A 23,363-nucleotide genomic window follows, 5' to 3' on the forward strand; every position below is an offset into this window, starting at 1 on the left:
TTAAAGTGGCTTTCTCCTAAAGATACTTTATTTAATTTTTTGCATGACGGTGTAACATATGTTTGACAAACCTTCAGTTTGTATTGGTCAGTGCAGTATCTTTTATGCACAATGTAATGAGGGAACTGCTATCTATGCTGCTGATTCCCATAGTAGCCAAAAATTTGGGATTTATCGAAGCGGTGGCGCTGCCGGGATCCAGTTCATCCGATATATGCCTGCCTCTGATTGTAAAGTCTACTCGGGGAGGGATTGCCGTATATTCTTTTATGAATGGAATCTCTGTGAGTATTTTTGTACCGATTCTGGTGCCGCTGTGTATCGGATAAAAGATTTTACAGCTTGAGCAGGAAATAATAATGTGGTATACTATAATTGATATATAAATATAAGAGTTTTGTGTTCCTGTCTGCATCGATACTTTTGATCAGACAGGCTAAGAGGGAAGCGGGTGAGAGTCCTGCGCGGTTACCGTCACTGTATTCAGGGAGTGAACATTCAGGCAGAAGCCGGCCACTGAGTAATCGGGAAGGCGAATGGGAGCATTGATCTGTGAGCCAGAAGACCTGCACAGAATCGCTTTTTACGGCGGTGAACCGGGAAGAAAAAGCACAAGACAGTAAATACGGACTGCATTTTTGCAGTCTTTTTTTGTTGAAGAAGGGAAGGTAATACAATGATGAATCTGAACTGGTTTAAAAATCCGGATAATGTGGTGTATGCTGATATCGGTGAGTTTACAGATAATTTCTCAAAAGAGACAGGTATCAGTAACTTGAGAGATGAAATTGAGCGCTTTGAAGCTGATCCTGTCAAGGAAGGTATTGTTTTGAAGGGGCGCAGGCGCACATCCATCAAGCTTTTTATTCCGGACATGTTATTTGATGAACATATTGAAATGGGTGAAAATGTATGGGTCTATATGGGTGAAAACTACGAGTGCTATTGTCTGTATCGGTCTGAGCAGTCCGAGGATTTTAGCGCAGGTGAAAATTTTAAATTTTTTTCTCATAAAGAATGCGAATATTTTCCGTGTCATAGTGACACAGATAAAGAGGAGTTTAACTGCCTGTTCTGCTACTGCCCACTGTATCCTATGGGAAAAGACTGTGGCGGGAATTATGCGTATCTTGATAACGGAGTAAAAGACTGCAGTCAGTGTAAAGTACCTCATAGAAAAAACAACTATGATTATATCATGACAAAACTGAGAAAGTTTCATAATACACTGACTGACTGAACTAACCGAAATTGATAATTGTATGAATATCTTTTTCCAGATTCTTTAGATAGATCTTTCCATAGTCACTTAAATGGTGTTCTCTTTGTACCAGATAACCGGCTATGATTTTGTCCAGCTGTGTATTGAGTGGTTTTGCCATGATTTCTCCCAGATTGCTGTGAAACTTGTCAGCATTGCTGTTGGTTAAGTCAGGACCGATGCTGAAAGCATCGCTTCCGCGAATCATGGCAATTTTTGTGCTGCGATCACAGACATGAACATTTTGATTCAGCGATTCATAAAAAAGGGACTCCTCTGTATAATGAGAACTCTCAGGAGACTGATCATAGGTGACAAAAGGATATGCTGCCAGATCATGGAGAGAGACTTCCTTCTTATCCGCAAGTGGATGAGAACTGCGGAAAAATACATAGTTGCGCATGGATGCAATGGGAACAAAGGTTAAATTGTAGGTGGCAAAAATTCGTTCAAACGGCTGTATATAAGTTTCTAAAATGGTCAGCACTCCAAGTTCACTTCGGGAATCGGACACATTACGAATCACAGAATAGGTATCGCATTCTCTCATGGCGATGTCAAAAGCAGGGATATCTATCTGCTGTAAAAAGCTGACAAAGGCTCTGGTTGCAAAGGGAAGATGCTGGCTGGAGACAGAAAAACGAGTCGGAACAGACTTACGGGAACGGTATTTCTGTTCAAGATAATCTGCCTGACCTACCAGATCACGGATATAGCGGATTAAATCTTCGCCGTCACAGGTGAGACTAACGCCTCGATTATTCCTTTGAAATATAGTGATGCCCAGATTTTTTTCTGTTTCTTTTACTGCAGTAGATAAGGTAGATTGAGAAACAAAAAGATTTTTTGCTGCCTTTGAAAAAGAGCAATAATTTGCAATTGCAATAATATATTTCATTTGCTGTAGTGTCATGTTACTTGTCCTCCCGAAACAATACTATCAAAAAAAATGATAACTGGCAATGAGATTTTTTAAAGGAGCAGAGCCTTGAAAAAGGCAAAGGGCTATGCTAGAATGAATAAGAACTGAATAGCAGGATGTTTTATGGAAATCGGTCAAATGCCGATGCGGTGCCGCCACTGTAGGACGGAGTCAGGCAGAAGAACACTGAAGCTGTGCTTTGGGAAGTTTGCTGAGACGGAGAAGTCAAGCCAGGATACTTGAACATCTTGTACAGAACACTTTATTTAACGGGCCATTAAATAAGGTTGATACCGGGTGATGCCGGTTTTAACTCTTTATGCAATGGGCATAGAGAGTTTTTCTTTTGGCCGATATGAGAAGAAAGAAGAGGAAAACAGATGAGTATTAATTTATCAAAAAAAGTGATAGCAATTCTGATGATTCTTATCCTTTGCATGTCTTGTCTGGCAGGATGCAACAGCAATAATAGCGGCCAGGAAGAATCCGAAGATGTAAAAGTGGTGACAGATGCAGAAGGAAACGCGGTGACGGTTCCGTCTGATTTGCAGAAAATTGCGGTGACCCCGCTTCCATGGTCTTCGGTGATATATGCTATAGACGGAAGCTCAGAGCGCATGGTATCAATTAATCCGGGAGCATTGACAGCCTATACGGGACAGTTTCTGGAATCTTTAGATGAAAACTATGGAAAACTGGACACTTCCAGTATTGGCAGCGATTTTTCCATCAATATCGAGCAGCTGGTGGAAGATGGTGTGCAGGCTTGTGTCATTTGGGATTACCAGACTGAGGAAGCAGAAAAGCTGAAAGAAGTTGGCATTGCGCCGATTATGGTGAAAAATGAGACAGTAGAACAGTTGCAGGACAGTATTAGAGCCATAGGACAAATGCTGGGAAAAGAAGATAGAGCACAGTTATTCATTGATCTTTATGCAGATACTTATGAAAAAATCAGTTCATATAAAGAAAAAGTAGAACAGGCAGATAAACCAAAGGTGTTGTATTTGAGAGACAGTGAACTGAAACTGCAGGGCAACGATAATTTTGTTAAAACAGCATTGGAGATGGCAGGAGCAGATAATGTTGCTGCTGATGCAAGTGATATCACGATGGAAGAAATTCTGAAGATTGATCCGGATATCATTTTGCTTAGCAATTTTGATTCATTTGTTCCGGAAGACCTTTATGAAAACAGGATTAAAGGTCAGGACTGGAGTACAGTTAAGGCTGTAAAGGAAAAGAGAGTCTATAAAGTACCGATGGGTATTTATCGATGGGATGCACCGGGTGTAGAAACGCCTCTGATGATGATGTGGCTGGCACAGTTGATACAGCCTGATATTTTCGATGATATCAATATTGAGCAGGAAGTTTCGAACTTTTTTGAAAAGTATTTTGATACTGATTTGACTGATGCCGATCTGAAACAGATTATGAAGGAAGATGAAAATAAGAATAGCAAATAAGTGCGTGGAGTCTCGAGGATGAAAGACAAAAGAAAAATTTTTCAAAATTTTACAATCGTAATGATCGTGGCGATTCTGGGACTAATGCTCTTAATCATAGTTGGAAGCGGAGTGGGGAGATATCATATCCCCACTCTTGATGTTGTGAAAGTGGTTTTATCTAATGTTTTTGATTTTTCTCAGACTTGGGAACCGCAAGCCTATTCCGTTGTGATGTCACTCCGCCTTCCAAGAATCATAACAGCTGTACTGGTAGGCGGGGCACTGGCCCTTTCCGGCGCTGTCTATCAGGGGGTATTTAAGAATCCTCTTGTTGCCCCGGATATGTTAGGCGTATCAACGGGAGCCTGTGTAGGTGCTTCTGTGGGAATCCTGTGCAATGCCGGAGGTGTGACAGTTCAGATAGTCGCATTTGCAGGTGGAATGATTGCGGTTGTTCTAGCGACATCAATACCAAAGATTATGAAGAATCATTCCATGATGATGCTTGTGCTTTCGGGTATTATCGTTACGGGATTATTGGATTCGATAATGGGGCTTTTGAAATATGTTGCAGATCCGGATACCGAGCTTGCAGAAATTACGCATTGGCAATTGGGCAGTCTGACAAAAGCAACCTGGAACGATGTTGCCTATATCGGTCCGCCGATTTTGCTGGCCGGTATCATACTGATTACAATAAGGTGGAGAATTAATATTCTTTCTCTGGGAGAAGGAGAGGCAAGAACACTTGGTATGGACATCAGAAGAATCAGAGGTATAGTAGTCGTGTGTGCCACCATTCTTACTGCAAGTGCTGTGTGTATAAGCGGGACTATCGGATGGATCGGACTTGTAATACCGCATCTGTGTCGCATGATGATTGGACCGGATAATCGGAAAGTAATTCCTTTTTCCATCGTAATGGGTGCAATTTTTTTGCTCTTGATTGATACTATGGCAAGAGTAATTACAAATGCAGAACTCCCACTCAGCATTTTAACCGGTTTTGTTGGTGCACCATTTTATTTCTATTTGCTGTTGAAACAGAGGATGAAACTGTCATGATACTGGAAATTGAAAACTTAAAATTCGCATATCCCGGTCAGAAAACATTATTTGAACATGTAAACTTGTGTGTGGATAAGGGCCAGGTATTTTCCATTTTGGGAGCTAACGGTGCGGGAAAATCTACACTGCTGAGCTGTATTGCCAATTTGAGAACACCTGCGGATGGAAGGATAATGCTTAACGGAAAACCAATTAGTAGTCTTTCATTTCGGGAGGTGGCAAAGATAATCGGTTACGTGCCGCAGAATCATGATCCTGTATATGGTTATCTTGTCAGGGATTATGTGGTTATGGGAAGAGCACCCTATCTGGGCACTTTTCAGCAGCCGGGAAGCAAAGAATACAGGCTTGTGCATGAGGTGCTTCAGGAGTTTGATATTCTTCATCTGGCAGAAAAACCATACACGGAACTTAGTGGAGGAGAACGGCAAATGGTTTCTATCGCCAGAGCAGTAGTGCAGGAGCCGGAACTGATTATGCTGGATGAACCTGCAAACCATCTGGATTACGGAAATCAGCTGCGAATGCTTAAACAGATAAAAAAACTAACCAATAAAGGATTTGGCGTAATCATTACAAGTCACATGCCGGATCATGTGCTGCTGCTGGACGGAAACGTAGGGATTCTTAACAGAGACGGTACTTTGATCTCAGGAAAGACCGAAGAACTTGTGACAGAAGAGGCCATGAAAGAGTTGTATCAAATTGACGTACATTTAGTTTATGAACAGTGTCTGAACCGAATGGTCTGTATATCAGGTAGACATGGAGAAGAAATGGGGTGAATGTAGATGAGAAGAATTGCTTTTTATGGAAAAGGTGGTATCGGAAAGTCAACCATTGCTGCAAACTTTTCTGCTCTTATGGCAAAGAAAGGAAATAGAGTATTACATATTGGATGCGATCCTAAAATGGACTCTTCCAGATTATTAATCGGAGATAATATTCCTTCAGTGCTGGAAGTTCTACAGCAAAAGAGTACAGTACGCAGAGAAGATATTCTTTTTTCCGGCTGCTTTGATATCTCTTGTGTAGAAAGTGGGGGGCCTTCGGCAGGGCAGGGATGTGCAGGTCTGGGTATCACCATTACTATGGAACATCTTGCTGAATTGGGAATATTGGAGGAATCCTGGGACTATATTGTGTATGACGTTCTGGGAGATGTAGTGTGTGGAGGTTTTTCTGCGCCCATGCGAAAGAGGCTAGTTGACACGGTATATGTTGTGACATCCGCAAATTTTATGGCATTGTATGCAGCAAATAATATTCTTGAAGGCATAAAAACTTTTCAAATTAATGGTGCGGCATTGGGTGGCCTGATCCACAATCACTATAGCGGCTTATGGGATGCGACTATACTGAACGAGTTTTCAGAGCTGGTGAAATGTCCGGTTGTAGGAGTTATTGAAGAAAGTAAGGAATTGAAGGTCGCAGACTTTTGCAGAAAAACTTTAGCAGAAACTCAGCCAGATAGCAAAGCTTTTGCACAGTTTGTTCATTTGGCCGAAAGAATTGAAAATGGGGAGCACTTCTTGCCCCAACCAGTAAAAAAAGAAGAATTGGAACTTTTTCGAAAGCGAATTCATTTAAAGTCGGAGGTGAAGAAATGACTTGTGCCATACAGAGTCTGGATTTCTCAGGGCTGGAAGAAAGTGTGGCTGCACCAATTCTTGAAACAGAAGGCATAGCTTTAGTAGCAGCCGGTTCTCTCATATGTCTGCGAAGTTTGTATCTGGAAGCGCAGCGTAAAGGCGCACTGAAAAGATTTTATCCTTGTATGATGACTGAAAATGACTATGTCTTGGGCAATAGCGAGAAAATCAAAGCTATGCTGGAGATGGCAGCTGCAGCCGAGGATATCAGAGGAATAGTTTTTTATGTTTCCTGTCTGGAAGTGATTTCGGGGATGGATTTAGAAGAAGTGCTCAGAAAAGCGGACAATCCGAAAGGTAAACCTGTTAGAATTCTGCAGCGTGGTCCCATGGTAAAGCGAAGGAAGAAGCCAAGAGAAGAAAGAGATAGTATCCTGAAAGAGCTTTTATCATATCCCACTATCTCCGATAATGGGAGCAGTGAGAAAATGTCACCAACAGGCGGGGAAATTATGCCTGTTATGGCTCCGGATATTGCTGCTGTTTTTTCTATGCTACAAACCTTTCCTGTTGATCAGCTGTTAATAACTCCGGGAGGGTGTGGCCGTTGCCTGGATCTGTCAACAGAGATTCATAAGAGCCATGGTATGTATCGGACTTCATTTAATGACCTGGATGTTTGTTCCGGTTTTTCTTCACATTTACAACAGCTTCTGAATGAGAACTTTCCTTCAGAAAAAATGCTTTGCTGCCTGTTTGGGTCTGTAACAAAGATGAGCGGCATAGAACAGACATTGTTTTTACGACACAATCAAAGGGAGATCTTTTATACAGATGGTTTCCATTATGGCGTAAAAGCGGCGGCAGAAGCTTTAAAGATAATGGGAGAACGATTTGCAGAGAAACACCGTCTGCAGCCGGGCGGTCATACAATTCTTATTCTTGGACATTACCCTCTTGGCACTGCCTGCCGGCAATATTATACAAGAGCAGTAGAGCAGATAAAAAAACAAGGGTTTGATTGCGTACATCTGTTTCAGTTATGGGAGCTTGATACGCTCCCTGAGATTTGTTCCCTTTGGCCGTGGAATCTGGAAGGCAGCTGTTTGGCTGAAACATGGTGTCAGAAATGGCATATTCCGATATATCAGGAACTGCACCCCGTATCAGAGGAAGTATTTCCTAAGATAAAAAAAGGTGCAAAAATGCTGATTATGACAGAGGCACTATTGGGGAGCAGATTGAAGAAGTACTATGAAAAACAGGGTATATCAGTAGAATTGGGGTTGTATGCACCCGACATGGAAACCAGAGAATTTTACGAAACTTTCTTAATGGAGGAGATATTTTATTTTTCAGAACTGCATGAACTTGAGAGACTGATGGGGGATAAAGATGTTGTATTGGCAGATCGTGTATTTTCCGAGTATGTTTGTGATAAACGATGCGTTTTTTTTGAAATTACTTATCCTATGATTGGCGGAAGTCTGCTATAGAAGGAAGACATTTTTTATTATTAGAATACTCTATATATAAAATTGAAATCAGAATTTAAAAAATATAATTTGTTATAATATAATAAATATTTTAATATAATAATAAAAACGTTTATTCTGGTTTTTACGTTTATTTTTGCAGGAAAAATAAAAGTCCTTTATATTGACAAAATGTGAAAAATGTTGTATTTTTATATAAAAGTGAATATGTAAATGCATTTTGAATTTTGCGGAATTTTTCTGCAGGAAGTAAGTGAGAGTCTTACACAGGAACGCTACTGTAATTACGGAGTGTCCTTTTGAGAACGTTGTTCAGTCACTGATTTTTATCGGGAAGACAAGAGGCCATGATGATGTATAAGTCAGGATACATTCATATGCATTATTCGTTACACTCTTCGAGTTCAGGAGGTATAGATAAAGGATAGTTTTCACAGATAGTGCTGTGAATTTTATTGTTGTGTGAACCTGTTTAACTTTGGAGTTTTACAGGGTTTTTTAATTTGATATAATAAACAAATGCGATGAGGATTGTTCTTGGAACATGTACTCTTAATCTTTAGAGCGGTGAAATTCCGCCACATATAGCTGTGATTGCTTTAGCATAAGTCAGCTCAGGTCGTGTTCTTTTTTCCGTTAGGATTGCATTGTTTTTCGTCTGTTCTTTCGGAACAGACGTTTTTTTTAGCAGATTTTAACAAAAGGTGAAAGGTATGGACAAATCGACGATAACAGAAGAAAAATTTCATGTTATGTATCAAAGACTTTTGAGAATGTCGCAGGAATTTTATGATAATGAGAATATGGAACAAGAGGTCGATACGGAGACTTGTGAAACATTCTCACTTTTAAGTGAAACGGGTAAGGCTTTCTATGATCAGTTAACAGACGAGATGCTTTTAAATGTTTTGCGTAATAGAGCACAGGTCTTAGGAACATCCCCTTCGCAAAAAGAAGTGTTCTGGATATGGAAAGACTATATTAAGCAAAGATTTAAAAAATGGCCATATGCACTTAGAACTGCCGGCCTTCCTGCGTCTGCGGGTAACAAGGGGAAGTCTTTAGAACAATTTGAAAAAGAAAAAAAATATGTAGAAAAACAACTGGAGACTGTTCGGAAACAGGCCATGGTGACAGGGAGAATTCCTCACCCTCATGAACTTCCGGAAGTATGTGAAAATTTAAAAAAATATATGAAAACATGGGGGCAGGTGATAAAAGCTGCGGGGATTCAAGATTGTTTATTAAGCCAACAATCTGTGTATCGAATTGACGACCTGGAAGATGATTACCGACAGATGCTGGATACTATAAAGCAATTATCTATGGAAAGAGGACGCGCTCCACTTCATGACGAAGTAGACAGAGAAATGAGACAAAAATTGATAGAGCGCTGCTCTTCTTGGAGAAACGCATTGTATCAGATAGGTCTTGAACCTGTTATGCGAATCACTCCCTTTTCATCGACGGATCTGGTCTTGAGCAACAGAAAGGGGGTAAGGAAACACAAAAACACTTTGTATGACTGTTATTACAGGGTTTTAAACCTTACCGATGAAGCAAAAGCGGATTTAGAGTATTTACAACAGTTAAGTGAAACACTTAAAAGAATGCCGACCAAAAAAGATGTTCCACCGTATATTGTGAAGCGATTGATTCAAACTTGTGGGTCATGGACAAATGTATTATTTCAGTTAAGATATTATTTACCGGATTAAGAGCAGGAGGAATTATATGCGGAAGAATGCAGTCAGCATTACAGAAACGCAACGCGAAAAGAAATATGTACGATACATTAGTGCTGGAGTTTGCTAATTGTTATTGTTCTTGTGTTTAAGGAGAACACTTTGTAGAAGAGAAGCACACGTCTCTTAGAGAGAGCTTTAGTGTAATTGCTCATTTTGACATTGTAGAGAAAAAACTGTGATATGTGGCGGAAAAGCTTGAAGTCGTTTACGTGATTTTTTGTACTAAACAAACTGTATTAATAGAAAGGAGATACCATGAGATTAAATGAAGAAATCAAGGATTACTGGGAAGGAGAAGCGGATGTATACAGCCGTGGCATTAAGGAAGAACTGGAAAGTTCTCAAAGACAAGCATGGAAGGAGCTGATCCTGTCCTATGCTCCCAGAAAAGCAAAACTGAAAATTCTGGATGTAGGCACAGGTCCGGGTTTTTTCCCTATTATTCTAAGTGAAGAAGGTCATAAAGTAACTGGTATTGATATTACGGAAAATATGATTGCCAGGGCAAAGGAAAACGTAAAGAGGCAAGGACAAAGTGCTGTATTGATGACCATGGATTGCCAGAATTTAAGCTTTCCCGATGAAAGTTTTGATATGGTAATATGCCGTAATATTACCTGGACATTGGACGACCCAAAACGAGCTTATCAGGAATGGAAACGAGTGTTGAAAACAGGAGGAAGACTGTTAATTTTCGATGCCTGCTGGTATCGACACCTCTATGATGAAAAACTTCAAATTCGATATGAAGAAAACGAAAAAAGGGTGAGAGAAAAATATGGTCGAAAAATTCATGCTCATGCTGATCCGCAAAAAGGTGATGAATTAAGCCGCCGTCTTTTTATGAGCGATAAGATACGACCTCAATGGGACTTGAACTATCTTATTGAGCTGAGGTTTTCCAAGGTTTTTTCAGAGCCTGATATTATGGACAAGATTTGTAATGAAATGGAAAAAGAGATAAACAGACTGACACCCGCATTTATGGTAGGCGCGGAGAAATAGTGAGTGAAACATGGGAAAATACTTGCGATTGATTACCTTTTTAAAACATGCAAAGAAAGAGACGGCGATAAAAACTTTTATCGGCATAATAATTGTGGCGTGCAGCTTCACTCAGGCATTTTTTTTAGCGAAAGGTGTAACAGCAGTTTTTGACGGAGTTACTTTTAGGAATATTGGTTTCTGGTTTACCTTGTGCCTGATAGTACTGCTTATTCGAGCCTGGTTTAGCCGATACCAAGAAGGTTATACAAAAAAAATGGCTGCAAAGGTAAAGAACAAAGTACGCTGTGACATACTTCGGAAGCTGATGGCGCTGGGGCCGGCCTATAAGAATGATAAGCGAAGTGGTAATTTACAGTCATTGATTACTGATGGTATCGAATCTCTTGAAGTCTTTTTGACTCAGTACTTGCCTCAGACTGTTGTGGTGCTGGCAACAATCACTTTTTCTACAGTGTATATGTGGTCTTTAGACTGGAGTGTAGGAGTTTTAATGTTGCTAATGGCTGTTATTTCCATTATTGTACCTCATCTTTTTATGCCTGCAGTATCTCGGGTGATGATTAAATACTGGCAGGATTATGCAGACTTAAACTCACAGTACATTGACGATATGCAGGGAATGAGTACTTTAAAATCTCTAGGGGTTAGTCGGAGGGAAGGTGAGAAGCTCTCAAAAAGAGTTTGGGCATTTGCCGGCGAATCCATGAAAAATTTAAGCATTTCTCTATCGGATTCAGCGGTGATTGTAGCTTGTACAACAGTAGGAACAGTAGCTAGTGTAGCGTTGGCAGCCTTTCATATGGCCCAGGGTAAATTGGAATACCACGCGCTTTTAATAATCTTATTTTTTTCCGGCGAGTGCATGAAGCCACTGAACGATTTAAATATCTATTGGCATGGGAGTTACTTAGGATTATCTGTGGCGCAGGAATTATTTTCAGTACTTGACGAGCCGATAGTTTTAGAAGATGGAATTCTCGGTCAAAGAATTTCTTGTGCACTGCCGGCGGTTGAACTTACAGGCGTAACCTTTCGCTATGAGGAGGATGCGGGTGATGCCTTAAAGAAAGTAAATATGACCATGGAACCAGGAAAAGTGACAGCTATTGTGGGAAAATCCGGTTCTGGAAAATCTACTATTGTCAATCTACTGTTGCGTTTTTTTGATGCGACAGAAGGAATTGTGAAAATAGATGGAAAGGATATTCGGAGCTATTCCATGGAATATTTGCGTAGTCAGATTGCAGTGGTATTCCAGGAAACTTATCTTTTTTATGGGACTGTATTGGAAAATATCAAAATGGCACGCCCGGATGCATCAGAGGCAGAAGTGATAGAGGCAGCTAAAATGGCTAATGCTCATAATTTTATTGAAGCACTTCCACAAGGCTATGAGACCATTGTGGGGGAACGAGGCGCAACCCTGTCCGGTGGTGAACGGCAGCGGATCTCCATCGCCCGAGCCATTTTAAAAGATACCCCGATTCTCATCCTGGATGAGGCTACTTCCAGTGTGGATATGAAAAACGAGATGCATATTCAGGAGGCGTTAAACCGATGTATGAAAGACAAGACAACGATTGTCATCGCACATCGGCTGTCTGCTGTGGAGCATGCAGACAGGATTTATGTACTGGAAAAAGGACGGGTGATGGGATACGGGAATCATCAGGAATTGTTACGACATAATCAAAGTTATCAAAGGTTGGTAAGGGCACAAAACTATGCAGAAATATGACAGAAAAACCGAAAAAATCAGAATTAAAAATGCAGTTCGTTTATCAGGGAAGCTAAAGGCTTACTGGGCTCGTATGGTTGGAGCAGTTATTGGCGGCATTGGAAATCAACTTTCTACTGTAGGTCTTTCTGTTTTTGGGGCCTATCTGGTGGGACTGGCTCTGGAAAGCCGGCTTATGGAGCAATTTCCTGAAGTATTGGTAGTTTTGATAGTAATTGTAGCGGTCAAGGTATTCTTCTATTTTATGGAAATGTGGCTTGCACATGATGTGGCCTTTAAAGTGTTGGCCGACTTTCGGGTCATGCTGTTTTCCGCTATTGAGCGGGTATCTCCGGCGATTTTATTGAACATGCGCTCTGGTCAGCTGGCTTCTACGCTGATGAGCGATGTGGAGATTCTGGAATGGTTCTTTGCTCATTCTTTCGGAAGTATTCTGGTGGCAGTGTTAGTGCCGTTAATTCTGCTGGTTTGCCTGGGTTTTATTTTCTGGGCGCTGCCTCTTATTTTGATTTGCTTTTTGGTGCCGGTTATTTGTATACCTGTCTGGATGCGAGAAAAGGCAGATCTTCAGGGAATAAAAGTAAGAGAACACCTTGGGGAAGCAAATGCGGTAACTATGGAGGGCGTTCAGGGAATAAAAGAGATCTTATCTTTGAATTATAAAAATTCATACCAAAAAAAGAATGAATTCTATATGAGTCGTCTCTACGACAGTCAATTAATTTATGGAAAGAGGCTGGGAACTGAAGGTGCTTTTCTACAGGTCGTTCTGGGGTGTTCTATGATTTGTGTAGCAGCAGTAGCTGCAGGCTTGTCAGCCAGTGGACAAATAGATACAGCCATGTATCCACTTGTAGTAGTGCTGGCGGGTATGGTCTTGGGACCGGTTGTGGAAGTGTGCAACACTGCTCGGAATTTCGGACTTATTTTTGCGGCAGCTGATCGGGTATATCGAGTCTTGGAAGCGAAGCCTCAGGTAGAGGATAAAGGAAAGGACATAGACATAAAACAATTGGTTCCCGGGATTCAGTTTGAATCAGCGAGTTTTCGCTACAGGAACGACTTGGATCTGGCAGTGGAACAGATTTCCTTTTCAGTAAATCCCGGAGAGACAGTGGCTCTGGTAGGCCCTTCGGGAGCGGGAAAAAGTACATGCATTCAGCTGATATTACGCTATTGGGACCCGGAAAGTGGCAATGTGTCTATTGGTGGTTGTAATTTGCAGGACATGACATTGGAGAACTTAAGGAGTTTGACATCCGTAGTGCTTCAGGATGTGTATTTGTTTCGGGACACCATTCGGGAGAATATCCGACTTGGTAAACCGGAAGCGACTGATGCAGAAATTGAGAATGTGGCTAAAATGGCCTTGGCACATGATTTTATTTTAGATATGAAGAATGGCTATGAAACTATTGCAGGAGAAGGCGGAGCTAAGCTTTCCGGAGGTCAGAGACAACGAATTGCCATTGCCCGTGCGATACTGCAGGATGCCCCAATTTTAATTCTGGATGAGGCAGTTTCCAATCTGGATACAGAAAACGAGCGAGAAATTCAGGAGTCTATTCGTCGTTTCAGTAAGAACAAAACCACTTTAATTGTAGCTCACAGGTTATCTACCATTCGTTCGGCGGACAGAATTGTGGTATTAAAAGAAGGTCATGTAGTACAGAACGGTACATATGAAGATTTGATGGCAGAGGAAGGTTTCTTTCGAGAGTTGATTTCCATGCAGATGGAAGAAGAATAAAAATAGAGAAGAGGGAAAACGTGGTTAAGTATATAATAAAAAGACTGATGACATTGATTCCGATTCTGCTGGTAGTATCCATCCTTGTGTTTGGGCTCAGTATGTTCTCCTCCGGAGATGCGGCTCGTGTATTAGCAGAGCAGATTTACGAACATCCCACACAGACGGAAATTGAGCAGGTACGGCATGAAAACGGTTTGGATCAGCCTATCTATAAGCAATATGTACGATGGCTGGGAAATGCGCTTCACGGCGACTTCGGGGAATCTTATTCCACGCAGAAGCCGGCGATGGAAGAATTCATAAGCCGATTGCCGGTTACATTAAAGCTGGCGGCGACAGCGTTTATTATATTGATTATAGTTTCTATCTTTCTGGGCATGATTTCTGCAGTATGGGAGCACTCATGGATAGATAAAATTGTACAGGTATTTTCCTTTTTTAGTGTATCCGTGCCTTCGTTTTGGATTGGTCTGATGCTGTTATACATATTCGGCGTAAAACTGGGAGTCATTTCTGTCATAGAAGGGACAACCGCAGGAATTCCTGTTCTAGCGGCATTTACTTTGGATATGGGATATTTTGGTATTTTAATCAGGCTTATACGCGCAAATTTAAGCGAGGTTCTGAAAAAGGATTATATTCGTGCATGTAAAGCCAAGGGGATTTCTAACCTTCGTATTATTTTAAAACACGGAATGAAAAATGCGATTCTACCGGTTATCACCCAAATGAGTACCATGTGCGTGGGTCTGTTATGCGGTTCAGCAGTCATTGAATCTATTTTTTCTATCAAGGGAATAGGAGAAATGGCTCTTGAAGCAGTATATACAAAGGATTTGCCACTTTTGCAGTGCTTTATTCTAGTATTGGCCTGTTTTGTGGTATTGATGAACTTACTAATCGATATTATTTATTCAGTAGTGGATGCCAGAATTCAGTTAAAGTAGGTAGGTGATCGTGATGAAGAAAAAAGTAGAAATCCTGGAAATGGCTTGCGTAAAACAGAATCGTTGGCGGAAGATGTTGGGCCAGTTTCAGATAAAAATCGGGCTTACCATTGTAAGCATTTTTGTGGTAATTGCCATATTGGCGCCAATAATTGCGCCAAATGATCCATTTTTGGTAGATGTTGCTCAAAAGCTGGAGGGACCCAGCGCTACCTATTGGCTGGGAACTGATCAGCTGGGACGATGCATCGTCTCTCGATTAATTTGGGGCACCAGAAATTCTCTTTTGTATAGTACTATTGTGCTGTTTATCACGTTGCTGGTGGGTGTACCCATTGGACTGATTTCAGGTTATGTGGGCGGCAAAGTGGATTTGTTTATCATGCGGGTCATTGATATTTTTATGGCTATGCCAAGTTTTATTGTGGCACTGGCTATAGCGGGTACTCTGGGTGCAAACGGTAAAAATCTGGTTTTGGCCATGTCTTTTGTATACTGGGCAGGTTATGCCAGACTGGTACGGTCCCTCACTATGCAGGTAAAGGAGCAGAATTATATGATGGCATTAAAGGCAGGAGGCTGTAAGCAAGGTCAGATAATTTTTAAACATATATTACGTAATATTGCTCCTTCCATCATCGCCCTTGCAGCAATGGAAATCGGAACCATCATTTTGGCAATCGCCGGATTCTCTTTCATCGGTTTGGGTGTACAGCCGCCTACACCGGAATGGGGCATTATGCTAAGTGACAGTAAAAACTATATTCAGACATTCCCACAATTGATGGTTTACCCGGGTATTGTCATAGTAATTGTTGTAATGGCTTTTAACTTGTTAGGAGAGGGAATGAAAAATGGAATTTCGGGACAATAGATCACTTAAAATAAGGGATTTGCATGTGGAATTCAAGACAAAAGGAGGCATTATCTCTGCAGTAGAAGGTGTCAGTCTGGAAGTCAAACGCGGAAAAGTAACAGCCCTTGTGGGAGAAAGCGGAAGCGGAAAATCCGTGACCTCTTTAGCAGTTATGAATTTATTACCCCCAAATGCCAAAGTGCGATCCGGAGAAATTTTCCTAGGCGAAATGAATGTTCAAAAACTGACAAGTAAGGAACGTCAAGAATTAAACGGAACGGTCATGGGTATGATCTTTCAGGATCCATCGACTTCCCTGGATCCTTTATATACTGTGGGCAACCAGATGATAGAAGGAATTATGCAGCATCAGAGAATTGGCAAAAAGGAAGCCTATGACCAGGCTGTTTCTTGCTTAAAAGCAGTGAATCTGCAAGATTCAGAGCTTTTAATGAGAAAATATCCTTTTGAACTCTCTGGTGGTATGTGCCAGAGAGTGATGATTGCGATTACGATGGGACTTAAACCGTCTTTTCTAATTGCAGATGAGCCCACTACTGCATTGGATGTAACCGTACAGCAGCAGATTTTAACAGAGATTTATCGGATGAGCAGGGAAGAGGAGATGGGGGTGTTGTTTATCACCCATGATTTAGGGGTGGTAGCGGAAATTGCCGACGACGTCTGTATTATGCAGGACGGGAAAGTTGTTGAGAATGCAGAGGTGAATACAATTTTTGAAAATCCTCAGCATGCATATACGAAGAAACTTTTAAATTCCATTTTGTAAAGGAGCCGGAAGAAGTGGAACTTTTATTAGAGACAGAGAATCTGAAAAAATATTACGGAAAAGAAAAAATTGTAGAGAATAACAGACTTTCGGTGGTAAAAGCCGTGGATGGTGTTTCCTTGAAACTATGGAAGGGAAAATCTTTGGCTTTGATTGGCGAGAGTGGGAGTGGCAAGACTACTTTTGGTATGCTAGCGGCGGGGCTGGAAAAGCCTACAGGAGGCAAGGTTTTTTTTAAAGGAGAAGCAGTACATGGCAAAAAGGAACGAGATTTGCGTCCCATGCGAAAGAATTTGCAGATGATTTTCCAAAGTAGTAACAGTGTATTTGATCCTACTTATACCATTGGAGAGAGTATTCGGGAGGTTATGAAAAACTATGTATCGCTTTCTAGGAAAGAATACGACGATGCCATTGAAGAAGTGCTTGAGAAAGTAGGGCTGGAAGCAAAGTTGAAAAATCGCTATGTCAGTCAGCTATCCGGAGGTCAGTGCCAACGGGCAAATATTGCCAGGGCCTTAGTGTTGCATCCGGAGCTGGTTATCTGTGATGAACCGGTATCCAGTCTTGATTATTCCATTCGGAAACAGATTCTGAATCTGCTCAAGGAAATGCAGGAGGAATTTAATGTCACCTATCTTTTGATTACCCATGATTTATCCAATGTGCCCTATGTCTGTGATGCAGTGGCAATTATGTATCAAGGACGGGTGGTTGAATATATAGAACGAACTGACTGCATTGAGGAGATGGCAGAGCATCCCTATACACAGCTTCTGTTTCACTCTGTTCCTGCAACTGATCCAAGAAAGCGTAAGCTTGGTATGGAAAAGGGAAAACCACTGGTTCCGTCTATTTTTGCAAGAACCGGATGCAGTTATCAAAGTCGGTGCGAGCGATGCAGGGAAGTTTGCAAACAGGAGATACCTGAATTGACACCTATAGCAGAAGGACACTGGGTGGCCTGTCATTGCTATAAAAAATAAAAGAAAAGGAGAAACGATATGTTGTTAAGAAAAATAAGTAAATTAACAGTGGCTGTTGTATTATGTACTGCACTGTTCTTTACAGGCTGCAGCAAAAACGGTGGAGAGAATGCTTCCACAAATACGGAAAAATCGAATGAAAAAGAAGTGACGGTATTGGTCTCTTCGGATCTGAAACCGGAAGAAGCAGACACCATTTCCGGTATTAATGAAGATTTTCGTTTATTTGAAATGGTTTATGATCCGTTGGTGAGATATGGGGAAGGCGGTGAAATTGAGCCGGCTTTGGCAAAGAAATGGGAAATTAGTGAGGATGGAAAGGAATATACCTTTTATTTGCGAGATGATGTAAAATTTTCTGATGGTAGCGATTTTAATGCTGATACAGTGCTGTTCAACGCTTCTCGCTGGGAGGATAAGCTGACATTTTCTGCAGCTCTCAAAGATGTGAAAAAGGTGGATGATTATACGGTTACTTTCGTCTTTGACGATGTAGCTTATTCAATTTTAACCGAATTTACTTATCCACGGCCTTATCGCATTTTAGGAGAAAAAAGTCTGGACGAGGAAGGTAATTTTAAAGAGATGATTGGTACCGGACAGTGGATGGTAGAGAGTTATAAAACTAATCAGGAAGTGGTAATGGTGCCTAATCCTTATTATTATGGAGATAAGCCAAAGGTGGACAGAATTATTCTGAAACAAGTGGACGATGGGCAGGCCAGAATTATGGCCATGCAGAGCGGTGATGCGGATATTTGTCTGGCGGACATCCCTTCAGAGAGTCGACAGATCATTGACAGTGAAGAGTCATTAGACACCATAGAAGGAGAACCTGTGCGAACTTTTTATTTGATTTTAAACTATGAAAATGAACAGCTTCAGGACGAGAGAGTGAGACAGGCACTGAATTATGGAATTGATAAAGAGAGTATTGTAAATACTTTGCTAGACGGAGATGGGATCCCCGCAACTGGTATTTTCCCATCTAGTACCCCTTATGTAACGGAAGAAAACAGTAAAGGATACCCCTATGATGTGGACAAGGCGCGGGAATTGCTGGCGGAGGCCGGATATAAGGATACGAACAGTGACGGAATTTTAGAAAAAAATGGAGAAAAGCTTTCCTTTAGACTGGTTTTCCAGACAGAAGAATATTCCAACTGGAAAACGCTTTGCGAATACCTGCAATCTGAATATGCAAAAATTGGAATAGAGATAAAACTGGAGCAGATGGAATCCACAGGCTATTATGATGCTATTTGGAGTACAAGAGATTATGATATGCTGATTTATCGTTCTTATGAAGATTCCTGGAATCCTCATGGGTTTTTGAGCAGTATGTTCTATCAGACAGAGGGAAACCAGGCGGTATGCTGGTATGATGAAGAAATCAGTAAGGAGATCGGTGTAGTATTAAAGACTTTAGATGAGGAAAAAAGGACAGAGCTGTACAATTCTATTCTATCTAAAATGAATGATCGAGCAGTGACAGTACCCCTGTATTATCCGAAGAACGCTGTTATCTATAACAAAGAACGAGTAACAGGACTAAAGATTGCTCCGACGTCTTATGAAGGTCTGTGCTGGGATGAAATAGATGTATTGCCATAAGAGGGAGGATAAACTTATGTTTAAAGAAATAGAGGATGCGTGGACAGAGGACTCAAACAGCTATGACCGCCTGGTACAGACCCAGCTGTCTAACAGACGAGATGTAATTCATTGGTCAAGAGAGCTGAAACAGATTCTGGGAGAAGAGCCTTTAGATGTGCTGGATGTGGGCTGTGGACCAGGGTTTCTATCTATTATGCTTTCCAGACTGGGACATCGGGTAAAAGCTATCGACGGGGCTGAAGGCATGGTAGACTGTGCAGCCCGGAATCTGAAAAAGGAAAGTGCCGAGGCTGTGGTTGAGGTAGAAGATGCTGTAGAATTGCCTGTGGAAGCTGCAGAAAGCTACGATGTTATTATCTCCAGGGATGTGGTATGGACATTATATGATCCTGAGAAAGCTTTTGTCAGGTGGCGAGAGGTATTAAAGCCAGGCGGTAAAGTAATTATCTATGATGGTGATTATCGCAGAGGAGAAAAAAGTTTAAAAAAATCAGCGTGGAGGCTGTTGTCTCAGGCAATTATTCTGATTACGGAGAGGAGAATTCCTGAAAAAGCTACGCACAGTGATGATACCGGTATGTTTAGGAAACTTCCTATGGTAACTGCAAAACAGCCGGAAGAAGACAAAGCGCTTATACTAAAAGCAGGGTACAAAAAAATACGCATCACTGAAGACTCCTATCGCAATAGCTTTAAACGGCTGGAGTATTGGAAGTATGGATATCAAGGGAAGAAGTTTCGGATTATTATCTGGAAGTAGGGGACTGTTTTTGCTCCCCATTCTTAGCAAAGAGTGATTTTTATACGTTCTAATGATTGTTTTTAAATCTTAAGAGAAAAACAAAGAAGAGAATATTTGAGTGATATATACCCCTCTACTGGTTCGCCCGATAAAGGGGTATATATTAGTTTCAGACCTGCACATTTTGTCTTTTTTATTTTTCTCTCTTGCAATTTGTCACAAATAGTATATAATGAATCTAAAGGAAACGAAAAGTTTCTTTTAGAAAAGGAGATGACAATGAGAAGCAAAAGCACAGAAACAATGAAAAGAATTCTGGATTGTGTGAACCGGTATTATCTGGAGCATTATCAATCTCCTTCGATGGCAGAGATTGCCGCGTGTGTGGGAATTGCAAAAGGTACTGTTTACAAGTACATCGTGGAGATGAATGAAAACGGCATGCTATCCTACGCAAACAAGGTGATTACCACCAATATCATGGAAAAGACTGCTCCGAAACTGAACAGGGCTGCTGTACTCGGCAGTGTCTCCTGCGGGGTTCCACTACTCGCAGAAGAAAATATCGAAGAGTATGTTTCCCTCCCTGCATCACTATTCGGAGACGGTGAGTTCTTCATTCTCCGGGCACATGGAGAATCCATGATTGAGGCAGGCATCGGAGACGGCGATCTGGTTGTCATCCGGCAGCAGAACAGTGCGGAGAACGGAGAAATCGTTGTTGCACTGATGGATGAGGAGGCGACTCTGAAAAGATTCTACAAAGAAGAAGATCAGATCAGACTTCATCCGGAAAACTCGGAGATGGAGGATATTCTGGTTTCTGACTGCAGAATCCAGGGTGTAGCCGTAAATGTCATTAAAAAGTTAAATTGATTGCGAGGTCGATGGGTTTGAAAAAGAGGCTGAATGAAAAAGAATTTTACAGGGATGAAAGAACAACCAAATGCAGAGTTATCACCATCAGGAAGTGCGGGGAAAAGGGAGAACGAAGAAATACTCCGGCTGATGATGAGGTAAGTCCCTTGGCTACAGTTTAAAATGGCAGGAATACATGGCAAAGGAGGGATGCTGTGTGAGTAAGGAATACTATGTTTACTGTCCGGTCTGTGGGAAGATGCTGTTTCGTGCACAGGATGCAAATAAGATAGAGGTACAGTGTCCCAAATGCAGACAGGGCCTGATCATCAAGTATTACGCAGGAGTGCTGCAGCTGTCAGAGTATCACGCAGCACGTGGAGAAAATAAAGGGTGAGAATTTTATTCTAACCTTTGCCTGTTTCGCAGCAGGAAGTATTTCATGAAGGCTTCCCTGCCATTTGAAAGAAGATACAGGCATAAAACAACTGAATCAGTGAGATTCTGATGGTACCGTCAGAGCAGGCTGAGAATCTGCAGATTCGGCCTCAGAATCAAGAGTTTGTGAAGAGCTGGACTGGAGAGCCTGGCAAAACGAAAGTAACCTGAATTATCAGGGCTTTGTTTTGCCGGGCTCTTTTTCTTTTTGCAATCTTTGCCACTGATAGAAATCAGTGGCTTTCGTTTTGCCCGAAAGGAAGACCTATGAAACGGATATGGGCAGAGCGAACCGCAGCTTATCCATGATCTTTCAGATTTTGAAAGTTATCGAAAATCTGAAAGGAGCGCATGGAAATGAAAAGAAAGATATATCTGGTAAAGGATAATGAAAATGAAGAAAACATTGGAACATTAATTGAAGTCAGCGGGAAAGCATTTCGGGAGATCGTCTCGGAAATGAAGCATGAAAAGAGATACTTTATTCTGCTTACAGATGACATTGACTATGACTGCAGTGAAATTGTGATAGAGACATCGAAGGAAGTCTATGAACAATGGAAACGGGAGTATAACCGCCATCAGTACCTGAAGAAGCAAAGCGAACAGGCCCCAAAACCGGAGTATCTGGATAACCGGTTTGGTGCCGGGACTCTGCTGGAAGAATTGAAAGCAGAGGATTGCGGTCCGGATGAAGCATTATGCAAAAAGGAAGAACGTGAAAGATTGAGGGAAGCCTTAATGATGCTGGAGCCGGAGGAAAAGCAGCTGATTAATCTGTTGTATTTTAGCGAAGAAGGGTACACCACAAGAGAACTGGCCAAATTGTATGGTGTGGGAAAGTCAACCATTGACAGACGGAAAAATCATGTTCTGAAAAAAATACGAACTTTTTGCGGGACAAAATGAAAAAAAGTCAGCAATACCTATAGTGAAAGGAACAGGAAAGAACCTTTGAACCTTGACAACTGAATACTGTCTCAGTAAATACATTCCTGTTATGATCGCCAAAAGCGTAAGCACATCAGGAGATACGCCGGGACGGCAGTGAAAAGAAACTGTCAGAGCGAGAACTATCTGCCTGAAGATCCGGATTGCTTCCGGATTTGCCATGACCCATAACAGTAACAATGATACTCCTGCCCAGCCACAGACATCGCAATGGGGGCAGCCCGGACAGAGTCGGGGGAGGGAGACCTCGTGGAGCTGATTCGCAGGCAGCCGTTTCACTGAGATTTACATAAAGTATGACAACGGAAAAGGAAAAAATTATGATAAAAAGAGGAGATATCTTTATGGCGCAGCTTCCCTGCGGTCTTGGCTGTGAGCAGGGGGGAACAAGACCTGTGCTGATTATACAGAACAATATGGGAAACCGCTACAGTCCGCTGGTTATTGTTGCGCCGATTACTGCAAAAGTAAAGCGTGATTTACCGACACATATTCGGCTCAAAGATACAGGCGGACTACTAAAAACCTCCATGGTACTGTTAGAGCAGCCAAAGTCCATTGATAAAACCAGGCTCATTCGAAAGCTGGGACATTTGAGCCCTGAACAGTTGAAAGAAATTGACCGGGCACTTGCAGTCAGTCTGGAACTTGAAAAGATAACACCAATGATACTCACACTGTGTGCAAAGTGCAGGAATCAGTTTAACTGGAATGAGCAGTACAGAATATGGAGGGTGAATCCAAAGGACAATCATAAAGACATTTGTACATACTGCGGAGTTCGGCTGGGATTTGACTATTTTGTGAAGAAAAAGAACAGTCGTCTTTTGGGTCAGGAAAATAGCGGTTCGGAATAAAGAAAGAGAAGGGTAAACTAAGACTCATCACTTTGTGTTGCTTTGTTTAGAAAGAAAAATGAAAAAAGGGGACATGTTAATGCAATTTAATCATAGATTATATGGGGTGATAAAGAGATGAAAGAAAGAAAAATGAATTTGAAAAACGAAAAAACATCCAGTGGATATACCATCAGGTGTAACTATGGAAATGAATCTTTGGAGAATTGTATGATTAAAATTATTAAAATGGTAGTAACGCAAAGTTTACAGCAGGGAAATAATCCGGTAATATAGAGCAAATC

At 41.4% G+C, this 23,363-nt stretch carries 23 protein-coding genes and 3 riboswitches; of the genes, 22 read left to right on the forward strand and 1 reads right to left on the reverse strand.

Features of this window, described 5'->3' with window-relative positions:
- Positions 1-62: 62 nt before the first annotated feature.
- Together D1155_RS05885 and D1155_RS16090 are read left to right on the forward strand one after the other, a co-directional pair.
- Positions 63-329 (forward strand): LysO family transporter, encoded by a 267-nt coding sequence (locus D1155_RS05885; protein WP_279261520.1) that lies wholly within the window; start codon positions 63-65, stop codon positions 327-329.
- 53 nt (positions 330-382) lie between these two features.
- Positions 383-589: riboswitch (cobalamin riboswitch) on the forward strand.
- A gap of 87 nt (positions 590-676) precedes the next feature.
- Positions 677-1,240: a cysteine-rich small domain-containing protein gene (locus D1155_RS16090; RefSeq protein ID WP_347560969.1), complete on the forward strand. Its 564-nt coding sequence runs from the start codon at positions 677-679 to the stop codon at positions 1,238-1,240.
- Position 1,241: 1 nt separating this feature from the next.
- On the opposite strand, the gene D1155_RS05895 is transcribed toward D1155_RS16090, so the two are convergent.
- On the reverse strand, positions 1,242-2,174 hold the full coding sequence (locus tag D1155_RS05895; protein ID WP_160201463.1) for a LysR family transcriptional regulator: 933 nt from the start codon (positions 2,172-2,174) through the stop codon (positions 1,242-1,244).
- Positions 2,175-2,308: 134 nt separating this feature from the next.
- A riboswitch (cobalamin riboswitch) is annotated at positions 2,309-2,422 on the forward strand.
- A gap of 141 nt (positions 2,423-2,563) precedes the next feature.
- Here D1155_RS05895 and D1155_RS05900 point away from each other — a divergent pair.
- The 20 genes from D1155_RS05900 to D1155_RS05995 all read left to right on the forward strand — a co-directional run bounded on the left by D1155_RS05900 (position 2,564) and on the right by D1155_RS05995 (position 23,079).
- Entirely contained in the window at positions 2,564-3,652 is a 1,089-nt protein-coding gene (locus D1155_RS05900; RefSeq protein ID WP_160201464.1) for an ABC transporter substrate-binding protein, read from the forward strand.
- Positions 3,653-3,670: 18 nt separating this feature from the next.
- Positions 3,671-4,699, forward strand: a complete 1,029-nt coding sequence (locus tag D1155_RS05905; RefSeq protein ID WP_160201465.1) for an iron ABC transporter permease — start codon at positions 3,671-3,673, stop codon at positions 4,697-4,699.
- On the forward strand, positions 4,696-5,487 hold the full coding sequence (locus D1155_RS05910) for an ABC transporter ATP-binding protein (protein ID WP_160201466.1): 792 nt from the start codon (positions 4,696-4,698) through the stop codon (positions 5,485-5,487). The genes D1155_RS05905 and D1155_RS05910 overlap by 4 nt, the downstream gene beginning before the upstream one ends.
- A 6-nt stretch (positions 5,488-5,493) precedes the next feature.
- Entirely contained in the window at positions 5,494-6,312 is an 819-nt protein-coding gene (locus D1155_RS05915) for a nitrogenase iron protein NifH (RefSeq protein WP_160201467.1), read from the forward strand.
- A complete protein-coding gene (locus D1155_RS05920; protein ID WP_160201468.1) occupies positions 6,309-7,790 on the forward strand; it encodes a nitrogenase component 1 in 1,482 nt (493 codons plus the stop codon). Before D1155_RS05915 ends, D1155_RS05920 begins: the two co-directional genes overlap by 4 nt.
- 204 nt (positions 7,791-7,994) lie before the next feature.
- Positions 7,995-8,183: riboswitch (cobalamin riboswitch) on the forward strand.
- Positions 8,184-8,503: 320 nt separating this feature from the next.
- The gene (locus D1155_RS05925) at positions 8,504-9,508 is read left to right on the forward strand and encodes a hypothetical protein (protein WP_160201469.1); all 1,005 of its coding nucleotides are present in this window, start codon (positions 8,504-8,506) and stop codon (positions 9,506-9,508) included.
- Between the two features lie 285 nt (positions 9,509-9,793).
- On the forward strand, positions 9,794-10,543 hold the full coding sequence (locus tag D1155_RS05930) for a class I SAM-dependent methyltransferase (RefSeq protein ID WP_160201470.1): 750 nt from the start codon (positions 9,794-9,796) through the stop codon (positions 10,541-10,543).
- Positions 10,544-10,553: 10 nt separating this feature from the next.
- A complete protein-coding gene (locus tag D1155_RS05935; protein WP_160201471.1) occupies positions 10,554-12,284 on the forward strand; it encodes an ABC transporter ATP-binding protein in 1,731 nt (576 codons plus the stop codon).
- Positions 12,271-14,034 (forward strand): ABC transporter ATP-binding protein, encoded by a 1,764-nt coding sequence (locus tag D1155_RS05940; protein WP_160201472.1) that lies wholly within the window; start codon positions 12,271-12,273, stop codon positions 14,032-14,034. The genes D1155_RS05935 and D1155_RS05940 overlap by 14 nt, the downstream gene beginning before the upstream one ends.
- Before the next feature lie 20 nt (positions 14,035-14,054).
- Positions 14,055-14,984 (forward strand): ABC transporter permease, encoded by a 930-nt coding sequence (locus tag D1155_RS16095; protein ID WP_160201473.1) that lies wholly within the window; start codon positions 14,055-14,057, stop codon positions 14,982-14,984.
- A 13-nt stretch (positions 14,985-14,997) separates the two neighbouring features.
- Complete coding sequence (nikC, locus tag D1155_RS05950) at positions 14,998-15,858, forward strand: nickel transporter permease (RefSeq protein WP_160201474.1); 861 nt, start codon at positions 14,998-15,000, stop codon at positions 15,856-15,858.
- 25 nt (positions 15,859-15,883) lie between these two features.
- Positions 15,884-16,630 carry an ABC transporter ATP-binding protein gene (locus tag D1155_RS05955; protein WP_347560970.1) on the forward strand — a complete coding sequence of 249 codons (747 nt, stop codon included), beginning with the start codon at positions 15,884-15,886 and terminating at the stop codon, positions 16,628-16,630.
- A gap of 14 nt (positions 16,631-16,644) precedes the next feature.
- A complete protein-coding gene (locus D1155_RS05960) occupies positions 16,645-17,616 on the forward strand; it encodes an ABC transporter ATP-binding protein (protein ID WP_160201476.1) in 972 nt (323 codons plus the stop codon).
- 18 nt (positions 17,617-17,634) lie between these two features.
- Positions 17,635-19,230 (forward strand): nickel ABC transporter substrate-binding protein, encoded by a 1,596-nt coding sequence (locus tag D1155_RS05965; protein WP_160201477.1) that lies wholly within the window; start codon positions 17,635-17,637, stop codon positions 19,228-19,230.
- 16 nt (positions 19,231-19,246) lie between these two features.
- Positions 19,247-19,993, forward strand: a complete 747-nt coding sequence (locus tag D1155_RS05970; protein WP_201759541.1) for a class I SAM-dependent methyltransferase — start codon at positions 19,247-19,249, stop codon at positions 19,991-19,993.
- Between the two features lie 261 nt (positions 19,994-20,254).
- Entirely contained in the window at positions 20,255-20,851 is a 597-nt protein-coding gene (lexA, locus tag D1155_RS05975; protein ID WP_160201479.1) for a transcriptional repressor LexA, read from the forward strand.
- A 17-nt stretch (positions 20,852-20,868) separates the two neighbouring features.
- Positions 20,869-21,015, forward strand: a complete 147-nt coding sequence (locus tag D1155_RS05980; RefSeq protein ID WP_160201480.1) for a hypothetical protein — start codon at positions 20,869-20,871, stop codon at positions 21,013-21,015.
- 35 nt (positions 21,016-21,050) lie between these two features.
- Positions 21,051-21,230 (forward strand): hypothetical protein, encoded by a 180-nt coding sequence (locus D1155_RS05985; RefSeq protein ID WP_160201481.1) that lies wholly within the window; start codon positions 21,051-21,053, stop codon positions 21,228-21,230.
- 398 nt (positions 21,231-21,628) lie between these two features.
- The gene (locus D1155_RS05990) at positions 21,629-22,180 is read left to right on the forward strand and encodes a sigma-70 family RNA polymerase sigma factor (protein WP_160201483.1); all 552 of its coding nucleotides are present in this window, start codon (positions 21,629-21,631) and stop codon (positions 22,178-22,180) included.
- Positions 22,181-22,542: 362 nt separating this feature from the next.
- Positions 22,543-23,079, forward strand: a complete 537-nt coding sequence (locus tag D1155_RS05995; RefSeq protein ID WP_201759542.1) for a type II toxin-antitoxin system PemK/MazF family toxin — start codon at positions 22,543-22,545, stop codon at positions 23,077-23,079.
- The last annotated feature ends 284 nt before the right edge of the window (positions 23,080-23,363 follow it).

It is taken from the genome of Anaerotruncus sp. 80 (assembly GCF_009936115.1).
In the GTDB taxonomy this organism is placed as follows: Bacteria; Bacillota; Clostridia; order Peptostreptococcales; family Anaerovoracaceae; genus Senimuribacter; species Senimuribacter intestinalis.

What these genes read in the sequence shown, in the direction of transcription:
- D1155_RS16090 (WP_347560969.1), top strand. Translation starts at nt 677, where the DNA reads ATGATGAATCTGAACTGGTTTAAAAATCCGGATAATGTGGTGTATGCT.
- D1155_RS05895 (WP_160201463.1), bottom strand. Translation starts at nt 2,174, where the DNA reads ATGACACTACAGCAAATGAAATATATTATTGCAATTGCAAATTATTGC.
- D1155_RS05900 (WP_160201464.1), top strand. Translation starts at nt 2,564, where the DNA reads ATGAGTATTAATTTATCAAAAAAAGTGATAGCAATTCTGATGATTCTT.
- D1155_RS05905 (WP_160201465.1), top strand. Translation starts at nt 3,671, where the DNA reads ATGAAAGACAAAAGAAAAATTTTTCAAAATTTTACAATCGTAATGATC.
- D1155_RS05910 (WP_160201466.1), top strand. Translation starts at nt 4,696, where the DNA reads ATGATACTGGAAATTGAAAACTTAAAATTCGCATATCCCGGTCAGAAA.
- D1155_RS05915 (WP_160201467.1), top strand. Translation starts at nt 5,494, where the DNA reads ATGAGAAGAATTGCTTTTTATGGAAAAGGTGGTATCGGAAAGTCAACC.
- D1155_RS05920 (WP_160201468.1), top strand. Translation starts at nt 6,309, where the DNA reads ATGACTTGTGCCATACAGAGTCTGGATTTCTCAGGGCTGGAAGAAAGT.
- D1155_RS05925 (WP_160201469.1), top strand. Translation starts at nt 8,504, where the DNA reads ATGGACAAATCGACGATAACAGAAGAAAAATTTCATGTTATGTATCAA.
- D1155_RS05930 (WP_160201470.1), top strand. Translation starts at nt 9,794, where the DNA reads ATGAGATTAAATGAAGAAATCAAGGATTACTGGGAAGGAGAAGCGGAT.
- D1155_RS05935 (WP_160201471.1), top strand. Translation starts at nt 10,554, where the DNA reads ATGGGAAAATACTTGCGATTGATTACCTTTTTAAAACATGCAAAGAAA.
- D1155_RS05940 (WP_160201472.1), top strand. Translation starts at nt 12,271, where the DNA reads ATGCAGAAATATGACAGAAAAACCGAAAAAATCAGAATTAAAAATGCA.
- nikC (WP_160201474.1), top strand. Translation starts at nt 14,998, where the DNA reads ATGAAGAAAAAAGTAGAAATCCTGGAAATGGCTTGCGTAAAACAGAAT.
- D1155_RS05965 (WP_160201477.1), top strand. Translation starts at nt 17,635, where the DNA reads ATGTTGTTAAGAAAAATAAGTAAATTAACAGTGGCTGTTGTATTATGT.
- D1155_RS05970 (WP_201759541.1), top strand. Translation starts at nt 19,247, where the DNA reads ATGTTTAAAGAAATAGAGGATGCGTGGACAGAGGACTCAAACAGCTAT.
- lexA (WP_160201479.1), top strand. Translation starts at nt 20,255, where the DNA reads ATGAGAAGCAAAAGCACAGAAACAATGAAAAGAATTCTGGATTGTGTG.
- D1155_RS05990 (WP_160201483.1), top strand. Translation starts at nt 21,629, where the DNA reads ATGAAAAGAAAGATATATCTGGTAAAGGATAATGAAAATGAAGAAAAC.
- D1155_RS05995 (WP_201759542.1), top strand. Translation starts at nt 22,543, where the DNA reads ATGATAAAAAGAGGAGATATCTTTATGGCGCAGCTTCCCTGCGGTCTT.